The organism is Maritalea sp. YIW29, from assembly GCF_057219265.1.
The window spans coordinates 81,457-104,647 of the sequence record NZ_JBXVVF010000002.1; the positions used below are offsets into that span (position 1 = coordinate 81,457).

26 protein-coding genes are annotated in these 23,191 nt (G+C 50.4%); 7 read left to right on the top strand and 19 right to left on the bottom strand.

The window, feature by feature from the left end:
* Positions 1-12: 12 nt before the first annotated feature.
* Together AC2D8L_RS09495 and cobU are read left to right on the top strand one after the other, a co-directional pair.
* Positions 13-399, top strand: a complete 387-nt coding sequence (locus tag AC2D8L_RS09495; RefSeq protein WP_484685242.1) for a DUF1636 family protein — start codon at positions 13-15, stop codon at positions 397-399.
* Complete coding sequence (gene cobU / locus AC2D8L_RS09500; protein WP_484685243.1) at positions 396-914, top strand: bifunctional adenosylcobinamide kinase/adenosylcobinamide-phosphate guanylyltransferase; 519 nt, start codon at positions 396-398, stop codon at positions 912-914. Before AC2D8L_RS09495 ends, cobU begins: the two co-directional genes overlap by 4 nt.
* On the opposite strand, the gene cbiB is transcribed toward cobU, so the two are convergent.
* Genes cbiB through cobA form a run of 4 tightly spaced genes read right to left on the bottom strand, consistent with a single transcriptional unit; the run spans position 911 to position 5,425 of the window.
* Complete coding sequence (gene cbiB / locus AC2D8L_RS09505) at positions 911-1,870, bottom strand: adenosylcobinamide-phosphate synthase CbiB (RefSeq protein WP_484685244.1); 960 nt, start codon at positions 1,868-1,870, stop codon at positions 911-913. The genes cobU and cbiB overlap by 4 nt on opposite strands.
* Positions 1,871-3,343, bottom strand: coding sequence for a cobyric acid synthase (locus AC2D8L_RS09510; protein WP_484685245.1), 1,473 nt, complete (start codon positions 3,341-3,343; stop codon positions 1,871-1,873).
* Positions 3,343-4,641 carry a cobyrinic acid a,c-diamide synthase CobB gene (locus AC2D8L_RS09515; RefSeq protein WP_484685246.1) on the bottom strand — a complete coding sequence of 433 codons (1,299 nt, stop codon included), beginning with the start codon at positions 4,639-4,641 and terminating at the stop codon, positions 3,343-3,345. Before AC2D8L_RS09515 ends, AC2D8L_RS09510 begins: the two co-directional genes overlap by 1 nt.
* Entirely contained in the window at positions 4,634-5,425 is a 792-nt protein-coding gene (cobA, locus tag AC2D8L_RS09520; RefSeq protein ID WP_484686384.1) for a uroporphyrinogen-III C-methyltransferase, read from the bottom strand. Before cobA ends, AC2D8L_RS09515 begins: the two co-directional genes overlap by 8 nt.
* A gap of 134 nt (positions 5,426-5,559) precedes the next feature.
* On the opposite strand from cobA, the gene AC2D8L_RS09525 reads away from it, so the two are divergent.
* Both AC2D8L_RS09525 and AC2D8L_RS09530 read left to right on the top strand, forming a co-directional pair.
* The gene (locus AC2D8L_RS09525; protein ID WP_484685247.1) at positions 5,560-6,651 is read left to right on the top strand and encodes a cobalt-precorrin-5B (C(1))-methyltransferase; all 1,092 of its coding nucleotides are present in this window, start codon (positions 5,560-5,562) and stop codon (positions 6,649-6,651) included.
* Between the two features lie 21 nt (positions 6,652-6,672).
* Positions 6,673-7,413 (top strand): cobalt-precorrin-6A reductase, encoded by a 741-nt coding sequence (locus AC2D8L_RS09530; RefSeq protein WP_484685248.1) that lies wholly within the window; start codon positions 6,673-6,675, stop codon positions 7,411-7,413.
* On the opposite strand, the gene cobM is transcribed toward AC2D8L_RS09530, so the two are convergent.
* The 7 genes from cobM to AC2D8L_RS09565 are packed head-to-tail and all read right to left on the bottom strand — an operon-like array spanning position 7,392 to position 13,866.
* Positions 7,392-8,183, bottom strand: a complete 792-nt coding sequence (gene cobM, locus AC2D8L_RS09535) for a precorrin-4 C(11)-methyltransferase (RefSeq protein WP_484685249.1) — start codon at positions 8,181-8,183, stop codon at positions 7,392-7,394. The genes AC2D8L_RS09530 and cobM overlap by 22 nt on opposite strands.
* Entirely contained in the window at positions 8,180-9,970 is a 1,791-nt protein-coding gene (locus tag AC2D8L_RS09540) for a bifunctional cobalt-precorrin 5A hydrolase/precorrin-3B C(17)-methyltransferase (protein WP_484685250.1), read from the bottom strand. Before AC2D8L_RS09540 ends, cobM begins: the two co-directional genes overlap by 4 nt.
* Entirely contained in the window at positions 9,958-10,662 is a 705-nt protein-coding gene (cobI, locus tag AC2D8L_RS09545; RefSeq protein WP_484685251.1) for a precorrin-2 C(20)-methyltransferase, read from the bottom strand. The genes AC2D8L_RS09540 and cobI overlap by 13 nt, the downstream gene beginning before the upstream one ends.
* Positions 10,659-11,882, bottom strand: a complete 1,224-nt coding sequence (gene cbiE / locus AC2D8L_RS09550; RefSeq protein WP_484685252.1) for a precorrin-6y C5,15-methyltransferase (decarboxylating) subunit CbiE — start codon at positions 11,880-11,882, stop codon at positions 10,659-10,661. Before cbiE ends, cobI begins: the two co-directional genes overlap by 4 nt.
* Positions 11,875-12,522: a precorrin-8X methylmutase gene (locus AC2D8L_RS09555; protein WP_484685253.1), complete on the bottom strand. Its 648-nt coding sequence runs from the start codon at positions 12,520-12,522 to the stop codon at positions 11,875-11,877. The genes cbiE and AC2D8L_RS09555 overlap by 8 nt, the downstream gene beginning before the upstream one ends.
* A 4-nt stretch (positions 12,523-12,526) precedes the next feature.
* Positions 12,527-13,663, bottom strand: coding sequence for a sirohydrochlorin chelatase (locus tag AC2D8L_RS09560; protein ID WP_484685254.1), 1,137 nt, complete (start codon positions 13,661-13,663; stop codon positions 12,527-12,529).
* Positions 13,660-13,866, bottom strand: a complete 207-nt coding sequence (locus tag AC2D8L_RS09565) for a hypothetical protein (protein WP_484685255.1) — start codon at positions 13,864-13,866, stop codon at positions 13,660-13,662. Before AC2D8L_RS09565 ends, AC2D8L_RS09560 begins: the two co-directional genes overlap by 4 nt.
* Positions 13,867-14,143: 277 nt before the next feature.
* Here AC2D8L_RS09565 and AC2D8L_RS09570 point away from each other — a divergent pair, with 277 nt between their 5' ends.
* Positions 14,144-14,944 (top strand): GGDEF domain-containing protein, encoded by an 801-nt coding sequence (locus AC2D8L_RS09570; protein ID WP_484685256.1) that lies wholly within the window; start codon positions 14,144-14,146, stop codon positions 14,942-14,944.
* On the opposite strand, the gene AC2D8L_RS09575 is transcribed toward AC2D8L_RS09570, so the two are convergent.
* Both AC2D8L_RS09575 and AC2D8L_RS09580 read right to left on the bottom strand, forming a co-directional pair.
* Positions 14,941-16,245 (bottom strand): HD domain-containing protein, encoded by a 1,305-nt coding sequence (locus tag AC2D8L_RS09575; protein WP_484685257.1) that lies wholly within the window; start codon positions 16,243-16,245, stop codon positions 14,941-14,943. The genes AC2D8L_RS09570 and AC2D8L_RS09575 overlap by 4 nt on opposite strands.
* Positions 16,246-16,335: 90 nt before the next feature.
* The gene (locus AC2D8L_RS09580; protein WP_484685258.1) at positions 16,336-16,767 is read right to left on the bottom strand and encodes a MerR family transcriptional regulator; all 432 of its coding nucleotides are present in this window, start codon (positions 16,765-16,767) and stop codon (positions 16,336-16,338) included.
* 78 nt (positions 16,768-16,845) lie between these two features.
* On the opposite strand from AC2D8L_RS09580, the gene AC2D8L_RS09585 reads away from it, so the two are divergent.
* Entirely contained in the window at positions 16,846-17,484 is a 639-nt protein-coding gene (locus AC2D8L_RS09585; RefSeq protein WP_484685259.1) for a cation efflux transmembrane domain-containing protein, read from the top strand.
* Here AC2D8L_RS09585 and AC2D8L_RS09590 read toward each other — a convergent pair.
* Entirely contained in the window at positions 17,481-18,020 is a 540-nt protein-coding gene (locus AC2D8L_RS09590; protein ID WP_484685260.1) for a DUF1697 domain-containing protein, read from the bottom strand. The genes AC2D8L_RS09585 and AC2D8L_RS09590 overlap by 4 nt on opposite strands.
* A 66-nt stretch (positions 18,021-18,086) precedes the next feature.
* On the opposite strand from AC2D8L_RS09590, the gene AC2D8L_RS09595 reads away from it, so the two are divergent.
* On the top strand, positions 18,087-18,800 hold the full coding sequence (locus AC2D8L_RS09595) for an HAD family hydrolase (protein WP_484685261.1): 714 nt from the start codon (positions 18,087-18,089) through the stop codon (positions 18,798-18,800).
* A 109-nt stretch (positions 18,801-18,909) separates the two neighbouring features.
* On the opposite strand, the gene AC2D8L_RS09600 is transcribed toward AC2D8L_RS09595, so the two are convergent.
* From AC2D8L_RS09600 to AC2D8L_RS09620, 5 genes are all read right to left on the bottom strand, one after another.
* Complete coding sequence (locus tag AC2D8L_RS09600) at positions 18,910-19,290, bottom strand: VOC family protein (protein WP_484685262.1); 381 nt, start codon at positions 19,288-19,290, stop codon at positions 18,910-18,912.
* Positions 19,291-19,358: 68 nt separating this feature from the next.
* Positions 19,359-20,099: a helix-turn-helix domain-containing protein gene (locus AC2D8L_RS09605; protein ID WP_484685263.1), complete on the bottom strand. Its 741-nt coding sequence runs from the start codon at positions 20,097-20,099 to the stop codon at positions 19,359-19,361.
* Positions 20,100-20,233: 134 nt separating this feature from the next.
* Positions 20,234-21,547 (bottom strand): TRAP transporter large permease, encoded by a 1,314-nt coding sequence (locus AC2D8L_RS09610; RefSeq protein WP_484685264.1) that lies wholly within the window; start codon positions 21,545-21,547, stop codon positions 20,234-20,236.
* Positions 21,540-22,046: a TRAP transporter small permease gene (locus AC2D8L_RS09615; RefSeq protein ID WP_484685265.1), complete on the bottom strand. Its 507-nt coding sequence runs from the start codon at positions 22,044-22,046 to the stop codon at positions 21,540-21,542. The genes AC2D8L_RS09610 and AC2D8L_RS09615 overlap by 8 nt, the downstream gene beginning before the upstream one ends.
* 79 nt (positions 22,047-22,125) lie before the next feature.
* Positions 22,126-23,142: a TRAP transporter substrate-binding protein gene (locus tag AC2D8L_RS09620; RefSeq protein WP_484685266.1), complete on the bottom strand. Its 1,017-nt coding sequence runs from the start codon at positions 23,140-23,142 to the stop codon at positions 22,126-22,128.
* Positions 23,143-23,191: the final 49 nt, after the last annotated feature.

Sequence of the window (23,191 nt, forward strand, 5' to 3'; positions counted from 1 at the left end):
ACCGAGTAGAAATTGACCCAAAAACTAACCATCTGCACCACCTGCAAGTTCTCAAAAGAGAGCGCATTTGATCAAAATGGACAAACCGGCGGTGAGATATTGCGCGATAAGTTGATCCAAAAACGGGATGAGCGGGAACAGCATTTGGAGATCATTGGGCACGAATGTTTATGGGCTTGCAAACACTCCTGCGCCATATTGTTAGAAGACGAGACACGCACCGGCTATCTTGGTGGATATTTTAGACCCGAGGACGATGACGCAGAAACGCTGTTGGACTGGTGCGAGGCCCACGCCAAAACGAGCGACGGCAATGTGCCGTTTATCGAATGGCCCCAAGGTATGCGTGGTCATTTCATCGCGCGTATCCCGAATTATGATAAAGGCAATAAAGAATGAGCGGACACCATCTGGTTTTAGGCGGCGCAAAATCGGGCAAAACTCGTTTTGCAGAAGAGTTGGTTTTAAATGAAGGCGAAAAGCTCGCCTACATCGCCACCGGTCGCGCATGGGATGACGAGATGACATCGCGCATCAGCAACCATCAGCAAAGCCGCTCCTCAAGATTCAAAACTATTGAAGCGCCGATCAATCTGATTTCAAGTTTGGAAGAAGCCCGGCGCAAGAAATTCGACATGGTGTTAGTGGATTGCCTAACACTTTGGATCACCAACTTAATGATGGCGGAAATGGAACCGGGCGAAAGCGTGGACGCTCTCGTTCATTGGCTTGAGACAAACACAAGCTTGCGCGTTGTTTTGGTTTCAAACGAAGTTGGTCAAGGCATTGTGCCCGACAATCCAATGGCCCGCGCATTCCGCGATCATGCAGGTGCCAGCCACCAAAAACTGGCCAAGATTTGCAGTGAAGTCACTTTCGTAACCGCTGGCATTCCCCAACGGCTTAAGGGCTAACCAAAGATCAGCGCCAGACCGAGCAATAGGGCCAATGTTAGCGTTAGCATGTGTCCATAAAGCTTTAGTGCGCGATCAATGTCGTCCGCTTCGAGCACGTCTTTTCCCTCACCCATTGTCGCCAACTCAATGGTTTCACCATCATAGGCACGCGCGCCGCCTAGTTTCACGCCAATTGCACCCGCAAGTGCGGCTTCCGGCCAGCCCGCATTTGGCGAACGATGATGCTTTGCATCTCGTTTCACACTGCGCCATGCCGCATCGCTATCCATCTGTTTGGAGAACCGCGCTGTTGCCGCGAACAGGAATGCACTCAGGCGTGCGGGGAGAAAATTGGCAAAGTCATCAAGTTTCGCGCTTGCAAAGCCAAAAGCAGAGAACCGGTCATTTTTATGGCCAACCATGGAGTCTGCAGTGTTAATCGCCTTGTAAACAGCGATACCCGGCAGCCCGAAAAAGAAGAGATAGAATATCGGCGCGATAATGCCGTCTGAGGTGTTTTCAGCTAGGCTTTCAATAGCGCCTCTTGCGACACCATCTTCATCAAGTTCTTTCGCATCGCGCCCAACGATATGTGAAACAGCCTCACGCCCCTCAGTGAGCGAGCTACGCAAACCTTCCGCTACTGCGCCAACCGCCCGGCCAAGTTCTTTTTGCGCAATTAGAGTACTGGCGAGGAAAATCTTGATGGCCAAACCTATTGGCCCTTCTGGCAACAAAGCCGAAATAAAGAGCGTGATCACAAGCGTGACAGCAATGAGCACAGCGAGCATGATATAGCCATTTCGACGGCGACGCTCTTCAGAAAGAAGCGGATCATTGCCGCGCTGCTCCATAATATCAATGAGCTTACCCATCCACATAACTGGGTGGCCAACTGTGTTGAGCAACGGTCTTGGATAACCGATCACCCGCTCCAACAGTGTCGCCGCAAAGACTGAAATCACACTCAACATTTATTTTCCCGTCGCTTTTCGCATTGTGTTGGCAATGGCATTCAAATCCACATGTTTTTCAAGATGGGCCGCGAACCCGTCTAATATCTGGTCTATCCGGCGCTCATATTCAAGCGTTTGCGCAGTTTTGGCACCCAACTCCTGCAAATAAGCACGCCTAAACTGATCCGAGCCAAATAGACCGTGCAAGTAGGTCCCCATCACCAAGCCATCTGCCGACGTGGCGCCTTCAGCCTGTTCGCCAACATTCGCGAAAGGGGATTTAGTATCATCCCCAGCTGTTTCACCCATATGCATGTGATAGCCGGTCAGCGGAATAGACGTAGCGCCGTAGGACGCACCTTCAAGCCGCAATTGTTTTTGCTCTGAAAGCACGGTTTCAACATGCAGCAGGCCCAACCCATCAACCTCGTTTGGCACACCCTCGATCCCATTTGGATCAGACAGTCTTTCCCCAAGCATTTGATATCCGCCGCAAATCCCCAATACCGGCTTACCGTGGCGATGATGGGCTTTGATATCAATAACCCAGCCTTGCAGTTTCAAAAATTCCAAATCGGAAATCGTGGATTTTGAACCCGGAAGTATAACTAGATCAGCATCAATTGGCAGGGGATTGCCCGGCTCAATGATATGAACACTAACGCCTTCTTCCTGTCGAAGGGGATCAAGATCGTCAAAATTCGCAATTCGGGGCAGGCGTGGAACAACAATTTTGAAACCACCCGACACTATGTCAGTGGGGTGATCTAGCGCCAACACATCCTCAGGCGGTAGCAATCGCGCATCTGGATAATCCGGCAATGGCCCCCAACATGGCAGATTGGACCGTGATTGGATGAAAATCTTTCCATCCTCGAACAGGCTTGGATCACCATGAAAACGATTAATCAGAGAGCCGACCAGCAGGGCTTTGTCATCTGGATCGATAACCTCTAACGTTCCAATAATCGAGGCGATCACCCCGCCCCGGTGAATGTCGCCGACCAACATCACCGGCAGGTTTAAAGCACGAGCAAAGCCAAAATTGGCGATATCGGAACTACGCAAATTGATCTCAGAAGCGCTACCAGCGCCCTCAACAAAGATCAGGTCTGCTTGGTCTTCCAACTCGCGAAACGCTTCGATTGTTTGCGGCAAATATTCGCTGCGTTTTTTGAAATACTCGCGGGCGGTCATTGACGCAACCCGTTTACCCCGCACCACGACTTGCGCACCGGTTTCTTTTTCGGGTTTCAACAAAACGGGATTCATCGCTGTAGTCGGCTCAGTTCTGCAGGCACGCGCTTGCAGGGCCTGCGCCCGACCGATTTCCCCCCCATCAGCAGTCACCGCAGCGTTGTTCGACATATTTTGCGGCTTAAACGGGCGAACTATCAGCCCTCGATTGGTGAAAGCGCGACATAGGCCCGCGGTGACAAGGCTTTTGCCAACGTCTGACCCAGTGCCCATAATCATCAGCGCTTTGGCCATCAGCTCTGTTCCATCACTTGATCGATTATATGAGCGTATGAGCCCATAACGTTTTTGCTGACGCAACCCATAGTCTTCAGATTTTCGCCCTGCGCGTCACTTGCATCAAATAAATGCTTGGATGCGCCCCCGGATTGGGACGAATAATGAAATTCATGACCGCGCAGATTTTTAGGCCAAGGCAACGGACTGTTATGGGTGAGCTGTCGATAACCAAGTTGGCGTCTGGGGCGGTCAATCGCTGAACTATGGGGCAAAAGGCCAAGCATGTTGAATGTCTCGCCAGCCTTGTTTGTTAGCGCCTGCCCCAACACCATATAGCCACCGCACTCGCCATAAATAAGGCTTCCGCGGTTCGCCGCATGGCGCATCATTGTTGAAAAATTGCTGGCATTCGCCAGTTTTTCACCGTGTAGTTCCGGATAACCACCCGTCAGAAAAACAGCATCCGCATCAGAAGTTGGCCCTTCATCTGCAAGGGGAGAAAAGAAAGCCAATTCAGCACCACGGGAGCGCCAGTCGTTCAAGATATGCGGATAGATAAAGGCAAATGCCTCATCTTTCGCAACGGCAATTTTTTGCCCCAACGGTGCGAGGGATTGAACTTCATCGTTTGTGGCAATCGGCTTGGACAAAGATTGCAAGGCAGCTAGATCGATTTGTTTTTCGATCCGATCAATTGATGCTGTGGCAACGGCTTGAGCAGCATGAAAATCATGCGGCAAGGTGAGGCCTAAATGACGCGATGGAATGCTCAATTCATCATCACGACCCAGCGCACCAAGATAGGCTATATCGAGCGGCTTTAATGCAGACTTCAGCATTTGCTCGTGCCGTGCGCTTGCAACACGATTGAGGATAACGCCTGCAACATCAATGTCTGCACGTAGGGTTGAAAATCCATGTACAAGTGCGGCGATGGATTGCGCCATTGATCCAACATCGACAACCAAAATCACTGGCAAGTTTAGCGTTGCGGCGAGATCGGCAGTTGAACCGTCGCCGCTTACCGCGCCGTCAAATAGGCCCATAACGCCTTCGATCAACAGTAAATCGCATCCGCTTGCAGCCTCTGCTGCACGGGCGCGGAGTTGGCTTGATGACATGGCCCACGGGTCTAGGTTCGTCGCCGTTTTGCCTGTCGCCAACGCATGAAACGACGCATCAATATAATCAGGCCCTGTTTTGGCTGACCCTACTGATACGCCACGATTTTTCAACGCGCCAAGCAGCCCTATTGTGATCAGGGTTTTGCCAGAACCAGAACTAGGTGCAGCGATGATCAATCCGTTAGCCAAGACGGTTCTCCGATGGCTGATACCAGTTCAAAATTTCCCGGTAATTGACAACATCGCCCACCACGACGATAGCAGGGGTTGGTACGTTGTCTTGTTCCACAAGATCACCAACATGGGCCAGTGTTGTTGTCAGCACCGTTTGCTCCGGCAATGTCGTATTAGAAAGGATCGCTAGCGGATCGCTTGGTTTGCGGCCTGCATTCACGAGTTTTTGCGAAATTGATCCAAGATGTTTGACGGCCATAAACATAACGATCACTGGCGCTGCGGTGGCAATCGCATTCCAATCCACAGCTTGAGGCACGGCGCCCGTTTCATCATGTCCGGTGAGGAAAATAACCGCCTGATTAGTGTCACGATGGGTAACGGGAATGCCAGCATAGGCCAACCCGCCAATGCCTGAAGTGATACCCGGCACGATGCGGAATTTAACGCCTGCTTTAGCGAGGGTTTCACTTTCCTCACCACCACGACCAAACACGAACGGGTCACCGCCCTTTAGCCGCAATACCTTTTTGCCCTCTTTTGCCCAATCAAATAGGCTTAAAGAAATATCTTTTTGCTTAGGTGAAGGTTTACCGCCGCGTTTACCTGCATAAATGCACTGTGCTTTTGGGTTTGCATATTTAAGCAGTTCTTTGCCCACCAAAGCGTCATAAACAATAATATCTGCCTCGCCCAGCGCGTAATATCCCAACATGGAAATCAAACCAGCAGCGCCGGGGCCCGCGCCAACAAGCCAAACGGAACCCGTCTCAAATGGCGGGAACTGCGCGTCATCCATACGCGCAAAATGGCCTTTTGGCTCATCTGCGGCGAATAGATTTTTAATGCGGTTCCAAAGGCTCATCGAAAGTTCTTTCTTTGCGCTAAATACCTATCGCTAAATAGGGGCATGGCGCTATATAGATTATTGATATGAGTGCTGACCAAGAAAAACAAGCTGATCAATTGCGCCGTGGCTGGACGACGGGCGCATGTGCGACTGCCGCGACCAGCGCTGCTCTTGAAGCGCTTTTGAGTGGTGAGTTTCCGGATTTCGCGGCGATCACCCTGCCCGGTAGTCAAACCCCTAGCTTTGCTTTGGCTATTGAAGAGTTGGGCCAAGATTTCGCGCAATGTGGGATTGTAAAAGATGCTGGCGACGACCCGGACGTTACCCATGGCGCAATGATTATCTCGACTGTTCGCCGAGCGGCCAAAGGTTCCGGCATCATTTTCAAAGCTGGTGTTGGTGTTGGCACATTTACCAAACCCGGTTTGCCATTGCCGCCTGGCGAGCCCGCGATTAATCCCGTTCCGCGCAAAATGATGAGCGAACATGTCACGGCCATCTGCAAAAATTTTGACATCGTGCCGGATATTGAAATCACGATTTCCGTGCCAACCGGCGAAGAAATGGCGCAAAAAACGTGGAACCCACGGCTTGGCATTTTGGGCGGCATTTCGATTTTGGGCACCACGGGCATAGTGATCCCCTATTCCTGCGCGGCGTGGATCCATTCCATTCACCGTGGCATCGACGTGGCCAATGCCATCGGGCTCACCCATGTCGTCGGCTCCACCGGTGACACATCCGAGAAAGCAGCGCAGGCGCACCTCAAATTGCCGATTGAGGCCTATTTGGATATGGGCGATTTTGTTGGTGGCTTGCTGAAATATCTCAAGAAACACCCGGTGCCTAACCTGACCATTTCTGGCGGTTTTGCAAAGCTTGTAAAACTGGCGCAAGGACATTTGGATTTGCATTCAGGCCGTTCCCAAGTTGATTTCAACTGGTTGGCAGAAAAAGCCAAACTGCTGGGTGCGTCGGACGGGCTTTGTGGTGAAATAACTAAAGCCCAAACGGCGAAACATGTTTTGGAACTGTGTCAGGATGACGGCATAGACATTGCTAGCCGTGTAGCGAAATTGGCCAATGATAAAGCGCAAAAGACCCTGAGCGGTACCGGCATTAAAACAAGTATTTTGGTGGTTGACCGAAAGGGCGTTATAATCGCACAAAATTAATCGAAAACGGGAGATAAGCGCATGAGAATTTTGATTTTTGGCGGTACCGGAGAAGCGATTGATTTGGCCGATGCGATGGTTCGACAGGGTCATCAAGTCACGACTTCGTTGGCCGGTCTCACCCGTAAACCCAGATTGCCGAATGGGCATATCCACACTGGTGGGTTTGGCGGCGGTGACGGCTTGGCGGACTATATTTCGCGCAATGGTTTTGAAATGGTCGTGGACGCAACTCACCCATTCGCCGCGCAAATGTCGGCCAACGCTGTAAAAGCGTGTGCGCAATTGAAAGTGCCGATGCTGCGTTTGACGAGAGAAGCTTGGCAGGCCGGGGTGGCAGACAATTGGCATCATGTGCCCAATATTGAAGCAGCGGCAGAGCTTTTGGACGCAGGATCCCATGTTTTGGTGACTGTTGGTCGCCAACATATCGAACCGTTTGTTCTGCGCACTGATTGCACAATTTTCATCCGCGCCATCGAGCATCCCGAAGTAATTTTGCCTGCTCATGTCAATGTGATTTTGGAGCGCCCGCCGTTTCGCCTGTCCGACGAGTTGGCGTTTATGCGCACCCATGAAATCACCCATTTGGTGACCAAGAATGCCGGTGGCGTCCAGACCGCTGCTAAGCTGGAAGCCGCACGAATGGTCGGCGCGAGCGTGATCATGATTGAACGCCCAGCGCTTCCCGAAGCGGTTGAAGTCTATTCTGTTGAGGCCGCGCTGCAACATATTGGCGATCATTCGGCCTCTGCAGCCTGACGCTTTTTCTTTTTGCCTTTGTTGCGCAGCACATGGGCAAATTCAGCACTGTAAAGTTCGCTATCGCGGAATTCTTTTTGGCCGAAAACCTTGCCGACAAAAATCAACGCTGTTCGGGTAATCTTTTCTGCCCGCACGTCAGCACGCATATCTTTAAGCGACGTTGTGATGAACTTTTCATCTGGCCAAGTCGCGCGATAAGCGACCACTACAGGACAGTCAGCACCGTAAAATGGTGTCAGTGTTTCTTCGACATATTTCAAATTGCGGATCGAAAGATGGATCGCCAATGTGGCCCGCGATTGGCCGAGCACTTCAAGCGTTTCATGCTCTGGCATGGAAGAGGCTTTGCCGGAAGTGCGCGTGATGATGATGGTTTGCGCAATCTCAGGCAGCGTTAATTCGGTTTGCAGTTTCGCCGCTGCACCTGCAAATGCGGGTACACCGGGCACAACTTCATATGGGATTTCTAGAACATCTAGCCTGCGCATTTGCTCGGCCACAGCTCCATAAATCGATGGATCACCAGAATGCACCCGCGCGACATCTTCACCCCGGTCATGGGCGGCTTTCATGTCATCTATAATTTCACCCAAATTCATCGGCGCTGTGTCTTTCACCAATGCCGTATCAGGCGCAGCTTCAACGATTTCTGCAGGCACCAGAGATCCAGCGTAAAGGCACGTCTGGCAGCGTTCGATCAGTTTAAGGCCGCGCACTGTGATGAGGTCAGCCGCACCGGGCCCCGCCCCTATGAAATAAACGGTCATGATGCTTCTTCCAATTTGGCGGCTTTTTTCGCATAGCCGCGCGGGGTGTAGGCGACATTTTCGCCCGAACCGCGTTTAAAACTTTTCGATTGAGACGAGCCGAACATCACAATGGTCAGCATATCGATCTCTTCGGGATTGAAGGCACTTAGTTCCACCACACGCACTTTCTCCGCTGGGCGCCCCAAGTTTGAAGCAATCACTACTGGGGCGTTTGCAGGGCGATGCGCCAAGAATTTTTCCTTAGCGATTTCGATCAGGTCGGTGCGGCGCATGGATCGCGGATTGTAAAACGCGGTGACAAAATCCCCCGCTGCTGCCGCGTCTAATCGTTTCAGAATATCTTCGCGCGGGGTCAAAAGATCAGACAATGAAATGCAACAAAAATCATGGCCAATCAACGCACCCGATTTCGCCGCTGCTGCTTGGAAAGCGGAGATGCCCGGACAGGTTTCAATCGCTACCCGTTTCGCCTCATCCGAAATTGCCCGCTCGCCAGTAGCTGCCAGCAATTCATAAATTAGTGCGCCCATGGCGAAAATATTCGCATCACCTGAACAGATCAGTGAGACCTGTTTACCGCCCCCTGCTAACTCCAACGCATGTCGCACCCGAAGCTCCTCTTCACCCAAAGCAAAACGATGTTCGACTTGATCCGTTTTCGCGTCAGAAGCAAGGTCAAGATATAGGCCATAACCGACCCAATCCGTCGTACAGCGCAAAGCCATATCCGCAACAGGCGTACGCAACTGATTGGTGCCCGGCCCAAGCCCCACGAGATAAAGTGCGCCCGGTACTGCGCCAAACACTTCAACATCAATCGGCAATTCTGAAATGCCAATTGCGCAAGTTGCCTTGCTCGTTTTTTGTTTTTCAACCAGCAGTGTTCCTGCCTTTATAGCAGCCGCTTCGGCAACAGACGGCGTGCCAACTTCTCCCATAACAACCGTTGATGGGTTCGGCACCCGTTTGGCTTCTTGTGCCAATTGATCAGCACTGAAGGTACGTAGAGGAACGCCAAAATGTTGCGCGGCACCCAACAAGCCCGCCTCGTCCGACTTCAAATCGATTGACGCGATGGCTGCAATAGCCTTTGGCGAGAGATTGTTGGCTTCCAACACCTGCTCGACCAACTCAATCACATGTTCTGCCGGGCAGAACCGTTCACAGCCAATGCCGACAACAAGATTTTGCGGCACAAAATGCACTTGCTCATCTGCCTGTTTGAAATGACTAATGGTAACCGGAACAGTTCCAGCTGGATCAACAAACTTGGGTTGCTCCAACCAAGGTGAGGCGCCACTCAATTTGATTTTTTCACCTGCCAAAAGTTTGGCCATCGCTGGTTTTGCAGCATTTGGGTTTGCGAGCACATATCCAACAGGCGGTTCATCAAGCGAGAAGCCAAGAGCGTTATCGCTCGCCGTGGTGATCGCGGCGTTGCCAGTTAGCACTTCAGCCAGTTCTACCGCCAGCCCATTTGCACCATGATGCCCGCCCAGCAGTGGCGCAATGTTTTTGCCGTCTGGCGAAACCGCAATTACCGGGGGTTCTGACTGTTTATTAGTCAGTAGCGGCGCCAAAAAACGAATGAGAATACCTGCGGCGCAGACACCGATGACCGGCTGATCTGCGCTAAACGCGGCGGCAGTAAGCGCTTTTCCATCACGCCCATCGGCAGCACTTTTTAGCCAAATTTTGGCATCTAAATGCGCAGCGATTTTTTGCGCGGTCTCATCACCGGCGACTGAAAATGAGACGACCAATGGTGGGTTCATTTGCCCCATGTTTCATCTCCTTTGTAACATAAAATGGTTGAGAAATAGGGACGCTCATCAGACACAAACTCAAGCAACGGCGTGATCTTTTGTCCGTCTTGGGTCGCCCGTTCAACAATCATCGCGTTCTGCGCATGGCCCGTAGTCTTAAGTACGTCGCGCACCCGATCAAAATGCCGACCAACTTTGATGATCGCGGCACTTTGTGTGTTGTTCAGTTCCATTGCCAATTTTTCACTTGGCAGCGGTGCAGGTAAAATTTTCAATGTCTCATTGCGTGCCGCCAGTGGGCGACCAACAACCGAGGCCGTCGCGGTTAGCGACGTGATGCCCGATACAATTTGAATATCTGCATCTTGTAGGCGCTCAATCAAATACATGGCCGAACCATAAAATAGTGGGTCGCCTTCACACAGATAGACAACAGTTTTGCCAACTGCCAGATGTTCCTCAATGTCACCTGCGATCCGATCATAGGCACGCTGCGCTGGCTCACGCTCAACTTTCATGGGTAAGTCAATCGGCAAACGCTCAGCACTAGTACCTATATGTTGTTCAGCAATCGAGAGAGCCAAAGACGGCTCGTCTGGTTTTTGCGGGAACACAACAATATCTGCGGCGCCAATGACGCGGACAGCCTTTAGTGTCAATAGGTCGGGATCGCCCGGCCCTACACCGACAAGGGTAAGTGTGCCGCTCACTTTTCGTCACCCACCGGTTTGGTAACATTCCATTGTGTCACGGCCATACGCGGTCGAAGTGTTTTATGCGCACCAATGGCGTCCAGATGCGACACTTCGATGCGCGCAAAATCTCCGCCAAACTTTTCAAGTCGCGCGACCAATGCAACTTCGCCATCAAGTGTCACCGCGTTTGCCACCAACCGACCGCCGGGTTTTAATGCTGCCCAACAGGCCTCAAAAAGTTCTTCCTTGCCAACATCTCCTCCTATGAAAATTGCATCTGGAGGCGCGATGTCCTGAAAGCTTTCTGGTGCCTGACCAGAGACTATTTTTAGGCCCGGCGCACCAAGTGCCATCCGATTTTTTTCAATCATCTCAATACGGGCACCATGACGTTCAAAACATGTCGCAGTGGCACGCGGAGCGGCCCGCATCCATTCAATTGCAACCGAACCACTGCCGGCACCAACGTCCCACAGATGTTGGCCAGGCAATGGGCAAAGCTTTGCCAACGTGGCGGCCCGCACTTCGCGTTTGGTCAATTGTCCATCATGCACAAATGCGCCGTCTGGCAGGCCAGGGAGCGGTGGTAAGATCGGCGCGCGTTCATCAGCCACGCAATCAACTGCAACCGTGTTAAGATTGCCAATGCCTTTGTTTGAAAAGTTCTTTGCTAAGAACTCTACGCGGCTTTCCGTTTCGCCACCCATGGCGTTTAGAACGGTGATTTGGCTTTCGCCATAGCCACGTACATTCAGAATATTGGCGATGGATTGGACCGTAGTTGCGTCGCTGGTGAGCGCTAGAATGCGTTGGCCCGGCACAATATGGCTGTGCAATATCTCAACCGGACGTCCATGAACGGATATGCATTTGACGTTTTGCAATGGCCATTTCATCCGCGCGGCAGCAAGCGAAAAAGCGCTCGGCGCAGGGTGAATGGCAAACTCGTCTTCCTCTAGATATGCCGTCAGCGTTGCACCAATGCCATACCAGGTGGGATCACCGGTCGCCAAAATGACGGTCGGCGAGCCTCGATATGACAGAATTTGCTTGACCATATTTTCTAAGGGAGATTCCCAAACAACAAACCGATCATCGGTGTCGCGGACCTTGGGCAGGCTGCGCGGCGGACCCACAATAATCTTTGCTTGATCCAACAATGTCTGTTGTTCAGGCGCGAGGGAATGAATACCACGGGCGGTCACGCCGACAACATTTAGCCAACATTTACTCATGCCCATTTACCCCTGCCCAATCCTTCTCAATCGTCATGGCGTTCAGCGCGGCACTTGCCATGGCGGAACCACCACGACGACCAAGCACAGTGACAAAGGGTATATCCAAATTGGCCTGTGCCAAAGCTTGTTTGCTTTCAGCGGCCCCAACAAATCCAACCGGCGTTGCAATAATTGCGGCTGGTTTTGGCCCCCCCGCCTCAATTAACTCAAGCAGTTGAAATAGCGTGGTCGGCGCATTGCCAATCACCACAACTGCACCCTCAAGTTGTTCGCGCCACAATTCGACGGCAGCGGCAGAACGGGTTGTTTTTAGTTGTTTCGCCAATTCAGGTGTTTGTGGATCATTCAAGGTACAACATGGCTCAAACCCATCGGGCAAAAACCGTCGAATAATCCCCGACCGAACCATCTCACAATCACAAAAAATCGGCTTTCTTGCATCAATGGAGGACGCGGCGGCAGCTGCCACGTCGCCATGCCAACGAATGTCTTTTGTTAAATCCACCATGCCGCACGCATGGATCATGCGTACCACGACAGAGCGTAAGGACGCTGGAAATTGATCCAGCGCCGCTTCACGTTCAATGGTTGCAAAGCTTTCCATATAGATCGCTTGTGGATCTTTAAGCCAATCCACCCGCCTATTCCTTGCCCGTTTTCTTTTCCATGGTTTTCGGCCCCAATGGATGATCAGCAAATGGATAAGGATGGTGCGCATGGTCGTGAGCATGGTCATGCGTATGCTCGTGATCATGACTGTGGTCGTGGCCATGATCATGATCGTGTGAGTGAACCGGCGTCCACTCTAGGCCATGTTTTTTGCAAAACTCTTCGTCTCGACAAGACGCATCGCAATCGCCCTTACAGGGGCAATTTTCCATGCCGCCGCCAATGCCTTCAACATGGTGGTGATGGCTTTCTTGGGCCAACCCAACTTCAGCTTCAAAGCCCAAAACTTGCTCTCGATATTTGCACATCTGGCAGTTCATTTTGTTTTCGCCTTGAAGCGTTTCTTCAATGCGATCAATGAACGTATCCACCACCAAATCATGGTCGTTGAGATAACCAGCTTTGATAAACTCAATGTCAGGATATTCAGCTGCGACTTCATCCGTGTAGCTATGTATCCGTTTCACAAGCACACCGGTGAAAAGGAAATAGGGGAACACCACAATGCGTTTATAGCCAAGCTTGGTCGCGTGCCGCAGTGCAGGTGCGGTCAACGGGAACGTCACGCCAGAATAGGCAACTTCGCCCCATCCAAAGCCCATACCTTCCCAAAGCATGCGCATAACTTTAGCGACGTTTGAATTGGCATCCGGGTCCGAGGCACCCCGACCAACCACCACCAAAAGCGTTTCTTCGCGCGGCACATCACCGCCGGCTTTTTCAAGCGCTTCTTCAATACGAGCACCTGCAGCGCGGATCATTTTAAGATCCACACCCAGTTCACGCCCATAAATCACTTCCATTTCAGGATTTTTCGCCTGATAGGAATTAAGCACCGATGGAATGTCGTTTTTAGCGTGGCCAGCAGCAAACAACATGCCTGGAACCGCCAGTACTTTTTTGATGCCCTGATCTTTGAGTTTATTCAGCCCATGATGAATGACCGGGTCTGCAAATTCGAGATAGCCATATTCAACTGGTACATCGCCCAGCTTAGCTTGAAGCCGGTCTTTAAGGTGGGCAAATTCGCCAACTGCAAGTTGGTTTCGGCTGCCGTGCCCACACAGCATTACAGCTGTGTCGGCAGGTAACTTGAGACGACCGCTCACGACTTTCGACCACGCACAACTAGGACCAGACCAAAGATGGCGAGCCCCAATGCAACTGGTGCCAGCCCCATCAATGCAAGATCAACAAGCGTGTGGGAGTGGCCGTCAACAATTTCGGTGTGACCCGAATGCGCGTTGGCATTGTTGATTGTAATCGAAACAGTGCCAAGAAGAGTGGCGGTGGTGAGAACTATATTTTTCATTTTCTACCTCTGAGATTTAAAAAGAGGCAGAGTTCACTTATGTCAAAACATCGAGCAGCTCTGGGTTTGGTCCCCTATTTGGGTCAACCGCACCGGAATCGCTTTCAGTTCCTAGTTGGAACGCTGCGAGGTTTTTGTATGCGGTTGAAAATCGGCCGTCAACAATCGATCTGCTGTGACATCCGGTATTTCATGTTCTTTTACTCTTGTACCGTAGAGTTCCTGCTGACTTTGAAACCCAATTGAGCTCAAATTAGGTGAACGGAAGGGATACAAATTGATCAATACGGCAGCAACGCTTTTGGGCATTCCATCCCAAGACCGCAAATACGTTTATCCCACTCTTGTGAGAGCTTTACCGCTTGTTCTTTTTTGTTTCATCGCCGTTGAGGCTTTGGTTACCCTTGTTTACTGGCATTTAGGCTGGCCTCAGCTTTTTGCTGAATGGCTAATTTCCGGATCTATCACCTTGTTGGTCGCCACCCCAACATCTGTGTATGTTTGTTGGCAACGCGTGAAGTTATGTGACCTAACAAAAAAACTCGCGCACCTCGCAGCGACAGATCAGTTATCGGGATTGATGAATAGAACGGCATTGTTTGACGCCGTCGAAGACGCTCTTCATACACCGTTAGCCGGCCCAACTGCTGGAAGCTTTTTGTACATCGATGTTGATAATTTCAAATCACTGAACGATCATTTTGGTCACGCACGTGGTGACTATGCCATCCAGCTCATCGCTTCTGCAATCAAAGAACAAACGTCACCAGACGCATTTGTTGGTCGCATTGGTGGGGAAGAATTTGGTGTGTTTCTGCCGCGAACAAATAAAAGCGTTGCATTATCAATTGCCGAAAACATTCGCTCAAAGGCAAACGAGATCACATTTGAGGATGGAACCTATAGTCAACGACTTAGTGTTTCAATCGGCGGCGCATTGCACCAGGCGTCCCAATCGCTGAGCGATTTTGTCCAAATGGCGGACGGTCGGATGTATTTGGCGAAAGCAAACGGGCGAGATCAGGTTATCTTTGACAACCCTACTCAACCTGAAATCATGCACGCCGCAACCGCCTAATTATTTGCAGGTATGAACCCAAGCTCAACGCATTGGTCGATGGCGGAGCTGGCCAACTTCCACAGTTGATCCGACCCATCTCCAATGACGACAAGTCTTTTGCGGACGGTAGCTGCGCTCACCCCAAAGCTCTGCCACCGCACACCCTTGGTGTAAAAGTTGTTCAGGAGTGGCGAAAGACGATCCATGGATCGTCCGAACTGGGCGTCGGCAGTTTGGTGAGCCTCAAATTCTGACCACAGCTCATGCAGATGATCTCCAATGTCTTTTGGCAACATGCCAAACAAACGCTCGGCCGCGGCAATCTCGCGATCTTCCTTGCCAACTTGCGCATTTGAATCGTGAAGTGGTGCATCTCCGGCATCTATTTCCACAATATCGTGGATCAGAAGCATCTTGAGCACACGCAACAGATCGACCTCTGTATTTGCGTATTCGCGCAAGATCACCGCCATAATCGCCAGATTCCAGGAATGTTCCGCGTCATTTTCTAACCGATCAACACTGATCAGTTGTGTCTGCCGGATGATGGATTTTAACTTATCCATCTCCATTATGAATTGAAAACGTTGCGTGATATCCGGCGTTGAGAACTGGGTATCTCGCATATATTTGGCCAACTGTTCGTGCTGATTAGCTGGTTCAATGGATGGGTTTTTGCTGTCACGCACGACCCCGAACTTCTGGTAGGTGCTCAGCAAGGTTTCATACAATTCTTTTAGAGCCGGAGATGCATCATCCAAACTCACCATTTGTTCGCGTACCATGGCGTCGTCAACGCCCTGGCCGACCCAACAGCCCTCCCCTGCAAACCCATAATAGATGAATGGCGACAAGCGGTCGATTGCCTTAGCAAACTTGGCCTCGGGCGTTTCGCGTGCTTCAAACTCGCGCCATAAGGTCATTTGCTCTTCGGCCTGCTCTTCAGGCAAAAGACCAAAAATACGCGTTGCAGCTTTTAGTTCTGTTTCAAACTGTTCATCCGCATCAGTACCAGCATAAATGTAGGTGTCACCGGCATCGATCTCGACCACATCATGCACCAGCAACATCTTGATGACCCGCTCAATATCTACGTTTCCGCCCGCATAGGGTTCAAAAACCAACGCCATAAGCGCCACGTGCCAAGAATGTTCTGCGTCATTTTCCACCCGATCCACGCAGATGATTTTGGTCATCCGGTCGATGGACTTAAGTTTGTCCATTTCCATGGTGAAGGCGATTTGCTTTTGCAAACGGTCATTTGGAATGGAGAGGCGAGGCAATTCAGTGGGCATTTCGGTGGGCAATTCGGTGGTCATGGGGCCAAGGTCCTTGATCTTTGAAAAAGCGGAAATGTCCCTTCAATTTAAAAACTGAAGAGAGAAATTAGTCACGAGGCGCAGCTGCGTCTAGTGCTCAGTTTGGCAATGATTGTGGTCGCCTAAGACTTGCAAGATACGGCATTTATTTACCGTGCCATGCTGACAATCATTCAACATAGATTGAAGCTCATCCCTTAAGCGCTCAAGCTTTTGAATACGTGTCTGCACATCGTTTAAATGACGTTGTGTGATTTGGTCAAGGTCCTCGCATGGCGCATCTGGATGTCCGGCTAGGCGATTAAACTCACGAATAGCATCAATTGAAAATCCTAAATCCCGTGCATGGGCAATCATGTTGAGCCGCTCAAGTGCGCCTTGATTATATCGGCGCTGCCCGCCATCCGTCCGCCAAGGTTCTTCAAGCAATCCGATTTGCTCATAATAGCGGATGGTCGGCACTTTTACGTCCACTAGTTTTGAAAGTTGGCCGATTGAATATTCTTTGAAATTTTTGTCCATTTGGGCTTGAACCTCTAGTCGCTATAGCAATTACAAGTAGCATCAGAAACGACAAAAATAAAGAAAGACCGTTCCAAAATGAGCGAAAGTTGTTGTGGCAAAACCAAAAATTTTGACGGCATGTCCACTGAATATAAAAAAAGGCTGATTTGGGTCACCATCATTAACTTGGTGATGTTTGGCGTTGAAATGGCCGGCGGCCAACTTGCCGGTTCGCAAGCGCTCAAAGCGGACGCTCTGGATTTCCTGCAGGACGGCGTGACCTACGCAATCAGTTTTTGGGTGATTGGTCGCCCACAATCGATACGTGCGAGTGCGGCGCTCTTTAAAGGTTTAACCTTGCTCGGCATGGGGCTTTGGGTTGCAGGTTCAACCGCATATCAGTTCTTTTATGTCGGCCTGCCCCACGCTGAAACAATGGGCGTCATCGGCTTTTTGGCCCTTGCGGCCAACCTTGCCAGCGTGTTCTTGTTGGTCGCCTATAAGGACGGCGATGCGAATGTCCGCTCGGTTTGGTTATGCTCGCGCAATGACGCGATCGGCAATGTCGGGGTGATGCTAGCCGCAGCTGCGGTTTGGTTCACCACCAGCGGCTGGCCCGATCTGGTCGTCGCGATCATCATGGCCGGGTTGTTCCTATCCTCCGCGTGGCAAGTGTTGGGACACTCCCTTCGTGAATTGCGCGAAGGCGAACCAGCGCACGAGCATAATCATTAGAGATCACCTAGCATCTCAACCAACTTAGTGATGGTGCGTCGGTTACGAATAGTGATCGGCGCGCCAATTTTTTTGGCGAAATTTAGGGCGCCCAACTTTGAACGGCCAGACCCATTGCCAAAATAAAAATGCACGTCTTGGCCGTCAATATTCACAAGCTCGCCTTCAACCGCGGCCCCATCTAAAATATCCATTGCATCTTCATTCAACGTGCCGCGCGCAAACCCGGTCATCATGAATTTAAGTTCACGCGCATCGTCGAAATAGGGATAGCCACCAAGGGCAGCCTGCAGCTCCGCTTCATTTCGGATCACTATGCTAACCCGATAGCCAAATTGTTTTTCAAAAATGTCTTCTAGTTTATCCTGCAATTCATTGCCGGATAACTCGTGTAAAAACACCGCATTTCCAGATTGAATATATGTCGAAACTTTTTGGCAATTTGCTTGGGCTAACATCAATTTAAGATCTGCCATTGTTATTTTGTTGTGACCGCCCACATTTAGGCCACGAAACAAAGCCACATATTTGTTCATTATTCTGTCGCTTCCTTAAGGCAGAAACTGATTTGAAATCCAAATACTCGTTTTAAGAAGTGAAACATGAACGCTATCGACAACGCAATTGAAAACCAGCTTGGTAATTGGCCTGATAAGGTCGATGCGGTCATTTTTGATATGGACGGACTGCTGCTCGATACGGAACGGGTATATAAACGCGTCATGCAACAAATTTGTACAGAGTGGGGACTTGAAATGACCCACGATATGTTTGCTGCATTTGTTGGCATTCCACAGACTGAAAACGTCGCGATCTATCATCGGTTCTTCGGCACAGATTTTCAGGTTGAAAAGTTTGAAGATATATTGGTCACACGTGCCCATGAAGAAATGGCACAAGGCATTCCCCTTAAGCATGGTGCTCAACAATTGGTCACAGGGCTAAGCACACGGGGCGTACCGATCGCAGTTGCCACATCAACTGGCGATGCGGCCCACAAGCATCTCAAACAAGTTGGCCTGCACGACTATTTCGACACAATTGTCACCCGCGTGGATGTCACTAAAGGCAAACCGCACCCCGAGCCATTTTTGACCGCCGCGGCACGACTTGGGGTAAAACCACAGAACTGCATCGCGTTCGAAGATAGCCATAATGGCGTTCGATCTGCCAGCGCCGCCGGGCTTGCCACAGTGATGGTGCCCGATATGCTTGACCCAACAGACGAAATCGCCGCCATGTGCGTTGCGATCCTGCCAAGCCTTTTGCATTTTAAAGCAGAGATCGATCACTTTTTTGGGCCCATGCCGAAATGAAGTAATTTGCCTAACGGACAATGATCTCAAATGAGAATTTAAAACCCAAATTAGGGGCCGTCTTAGCGGCCCCTAATTCATGGCAGGATTTTTGTTCAACAAAATATTCCTACTTCAAAGAGTTCAACCCAAAAATATTACCCTCGGTGTCTCGGCACAGGCTAACCCAACCGAACTCGCCGATTGAGAATTTGGGCCGAATGACCTTGCCACCGGCTCCGGCGACTTTTGCTTCCTCAACCGAACAATCATCGACAGAAAAATACACCACAGTGCCACCAACGCCTGGGCCAGCATGTTCTGACTTTGTCAACGCGCCAGCGGCGCCGTAGGAATTCATGTCCGCTGGAAGGCTCATCATTTGAGTTTCACCTGTTGGGTCACCCATTGCTTCAAGCTTCTTGCCCAAAACGGCTTCATAAAAAGTTACCGCACGGTCCAGATCATTTACATAAATGTCGAACCATCCCACTGCATTCATCATTGCCATATCAAACTCCTTTTGGCGTTGGTTATGGCAGATGATTAGCAAGCGGGGATTGGAGTGTATTGTAGATATCAGACATCGAATTTCTTGGCATATTTGCCAGGTGTGTATCCGGTAGCATTTCGAAACGAGTGAATGAAATGGGACTGGTCTGCATAAGACAGAGAGGGCTCGCCATTTAGCGCTTGTTGCAAACGTAATACTTTCAGAAAGTCGTGTGGTGCAAACCCTGTTGTTTGTTTGAGGATGCGTTGCAATTGTCGAGCTGAAATGCTGGAAACTTCAGCCATGTCGGCGACCGAATGAATATCATCAATATGCAAAAATATCTGCTCAGTAACGGGGTTCGCTACAACCAATTTTTGATCAACTAGTGTCTCCACAAACTTGTTTAACAGCGTTTGTCTTTCAACAAAGTCGACACTGGAAAGTTCGCGATTGATATCGATGAGAGGCAAGTCCCCGTCATATGGCTCAGCCACCATGCCGTAAGATACCGGCAACTTGTCCCGTTGCCACACGCCGGGCAAAAACCTGATATTTGTGAAGTGAAATGCTTTGCCCAAATTTAGTTCTTCGGACGAAGCTCGTAGTTTAGTAAGGCCCGTCACTTCTGAGTTTAATTGATCGAAAACAATATAGGTACAGGCATCCGGTAACGCGTGAAACCGATAGTCAGCGATAAGTTCACCTTGAGTTTTCACATCCAAATATCGATGAACAATACTCCGCAAGTGGCTTGGAGGTTCCACCTCAACAAATTGCACTTCTTGAACAGTTTTTTCTCTGCTGTTCCCTTTTGGATTGTACATGTTTGCGGTGCTTCTGATGCTCTTTTATTCAAGTCCATTATCATATTGTTATACCCGAGGCGACCAGTACCCTGCACCACAAAAAACAAAGGGCCGCAAGAGCGGCCCTCCAATTCGTGCTGGAACTGTCCGTTCTACATTTGCGAAGGCAAGAACAAAGACAAAGCTGGAATACCAACCAAAAGGGCGAGCCGGATGATATCGGCTACCCAAAATGGGGTCACGCCCTTAAAGATTGTTGCAGTGGATACATCTCCAACAACGTTTTTTAGGATAAACACATTCAGCCCGACCGGCGGGGTGATGAGGCTGATCTCTGTTACCACCACGACAACCACACCGAACCACACGGGGTCAAACCCTAGACCGACAACAAGTGGGAAGAAGATCGGTACTGTGAGCAGCAGCATTGAAAGACTCTCAAAGATCATGCCGAGCATGATGTAAATACCCAAAATGATGGCCATGACCATCCAAGGGGCGAGATCATATGACGTGATCATTTCACGCAAGCCTTCGGTCAGTCCCGCAACATTGATGAAGTTGGAGAAGATCCACGCGCCGATCAACACGCTGAACAGGGACGCCGTTGTGATGGCTGTTTCTTTAAGCACCTCAAGCACCGCACCAAAACTTAGGTTTCCACGGAACAAAGCAATTAGGAAAGCGCCCGCTGCGCCCATTCCAGCCGCTTCCGTCGGCGAGAATGTCAGGTGAATTGGCCACACATCTAGCGCGCCATAAAGCCCACCAATAACGATGAAAAACAAAAGCAAAACGGCCCAAACGCCTTTCAGCGCGCCAAACCGTCCGACCCAATTGGTCCGCTCGCCTGCCGGACCAGATTCTGGGTTTCGCGATACGGTGAACCCGACGGCGAATAGGTAAAACAAAATACCCAGCAGGCCCGGGATAATGCCCGCGATGAACAATTTGCCGATCGATGTTTCCGTCAAAAGTCCATAAATCACCAAGATAACGGACGGCGGAATAAGAATGCCAAGTGTGCCACCAGCGGCAATTGAGGCCGTTGATAGACTATCCGCATATCCATATTTGCGCATTTGCGGCATCGCCACTTTTGACATGGTCGCTGCGGTTGCCAATGACGATCCACAAATCGCAGCGAAGCCGCCACATGCGAGAATTGTGGCCATGGCGAGCCCACCACGAAGGTGACCTAAAAAAGCGTAGGAGACTTGATAAAGCTCACGAGCGATGCCGCCCTTGTTGACGAAAAGCCCCATGAGAATGAAAAGTGGAACAACCGACAGCCCGTAATCTTGAGACGTGTCGATGATCAATCGTGACACCATGGAAATGGCACCACGAAAGCTTGTTTCGTGCATGTAGCCGACCATGCCGACCAAGCCCATTGCAAAGGCGATCGGCATACGCAACAGCACCAAAACCAATACGGCGGCAAACCCAATAGCTGCTTCAATCATTTGGCTGCTCCAACAGTTGAGGGGCAAACAAGGTGATCAGCCCACGCGCGATCAAAACAAAGGCGCTAAGAAATGTCATAATGGCGATAAACCATCCGATATAGAATTGAGGAATTGCAAGATATTCTGTCACGTCTCCGTAAGACCGGGCACGCTCTGCAAGAACAACCACTTGCCGTGCTGGCAAAAACAACATCGCGCCGCACGCCAAATTGATGATCGTGTCGCGAATGCGCACAGACCAGTCGCTCTTAAAAAGTGGATCTGCAAGATCAACGACAATATGTTCCTGACGGCCGCTGATAATCGGCAGGATCAAAAACACAATGATCGCGATAAACATACGCGTTAATTCTGTGGCGGCTTCAATTGGCGAATTGAACGTTGACCGCAAAACGACATCGGCGAATGTCATCGCCATCAACAAAAACAAAACTGCCGATGCGAGAAGAATGGGTATTTGCGAAAGTCTACTGATCAGTTTCAGGACAGAATTCATGCGAATTTCCTAGGGTCTACAATAATTGGGCGCAGGTCAAACAGACCCGCGCCAAACCAATTAGTCAAATCAACTGCACTTATTGTGCTGCCATATCTGACTTCACCATGTCGTAGGCTGCTTCAGCATCGACACCTAGCGCACTAATTTCAGCAAAAACTTTCTTCCTGATTTCGTTCGCATGCAAACCGTAGAGTTTGACATCTTGCTCGCTTGCAACGGTGACAACATTGTCGCCAGCTTCGTCTGTCGCTGCGCGACCAATATTGTCGATCTCGTCCCAAGCAGCGCCCAGCATGCGACTTGTTGGTGCACCAAACACTTTTTCGTCCAATGCTTTTTGAATGTCAGCTGGCAATGCATCAAATGTTTCTTGGCTCATAAGGAACGCAAATGAACCACGGTAGAAACCGCCAGGCATTTCGTAAACATTTTTCGCAACTTCAGTTAGCTTAAAGCCTTTACGACCTTCCCATGGCATAGCCACGGCGTCAGCACTGTCAGATGCAAGTGTTTCGTAAACCTTTGGCGCAGGCACTTGTATACCGATCAAACCCAACTCGCGACCAACATCACTTGCAACACCACCGCCAAGACGTGTCTTAAGACCATCTAGATCGGCAAGCGTTTTCACTTCTTTGTTGGAGTGGATTTGCCCCGGGCCGTGGGTTGTAAGACCAATCAACTTCACGCCGCGGTGCTCGTTTAGCTTTGCAAGATGCTGCTCATAAACATTCCAGTAGGCAACGGAAGCGGCTTCTGCATTGCCTTCATAACCAGGCAACTCAATCAGTTTTGTACCGACAAAGCGACCGGGCTGATAGCCGTGGAAAATGATGGTCAAATCGGCAGCGCCATCCATCACCAAATCCATTTGGGCAGGTGGCGGGGCCAAACCAAGTTTCACTTCCGCGCTAACTTTGCCGTCAGTCGCTTCTTCGATCATCTTAATAAGGTTTGGCCACATGATGGCGTTGATGCCATGGCCTGGACCAGTCCAACTAGAAATCGTTAGGTTGTGATCCGCAGCAAAAGCACTTGTGCTTGTGGTAATAGCAACGGCGGCTGCCGCTGCGAGTTTAACAAATTTGTTCATTACTACCTCCCTGAATGAACTCTTCTCCGTGTGGAAGAACCTAACAAAT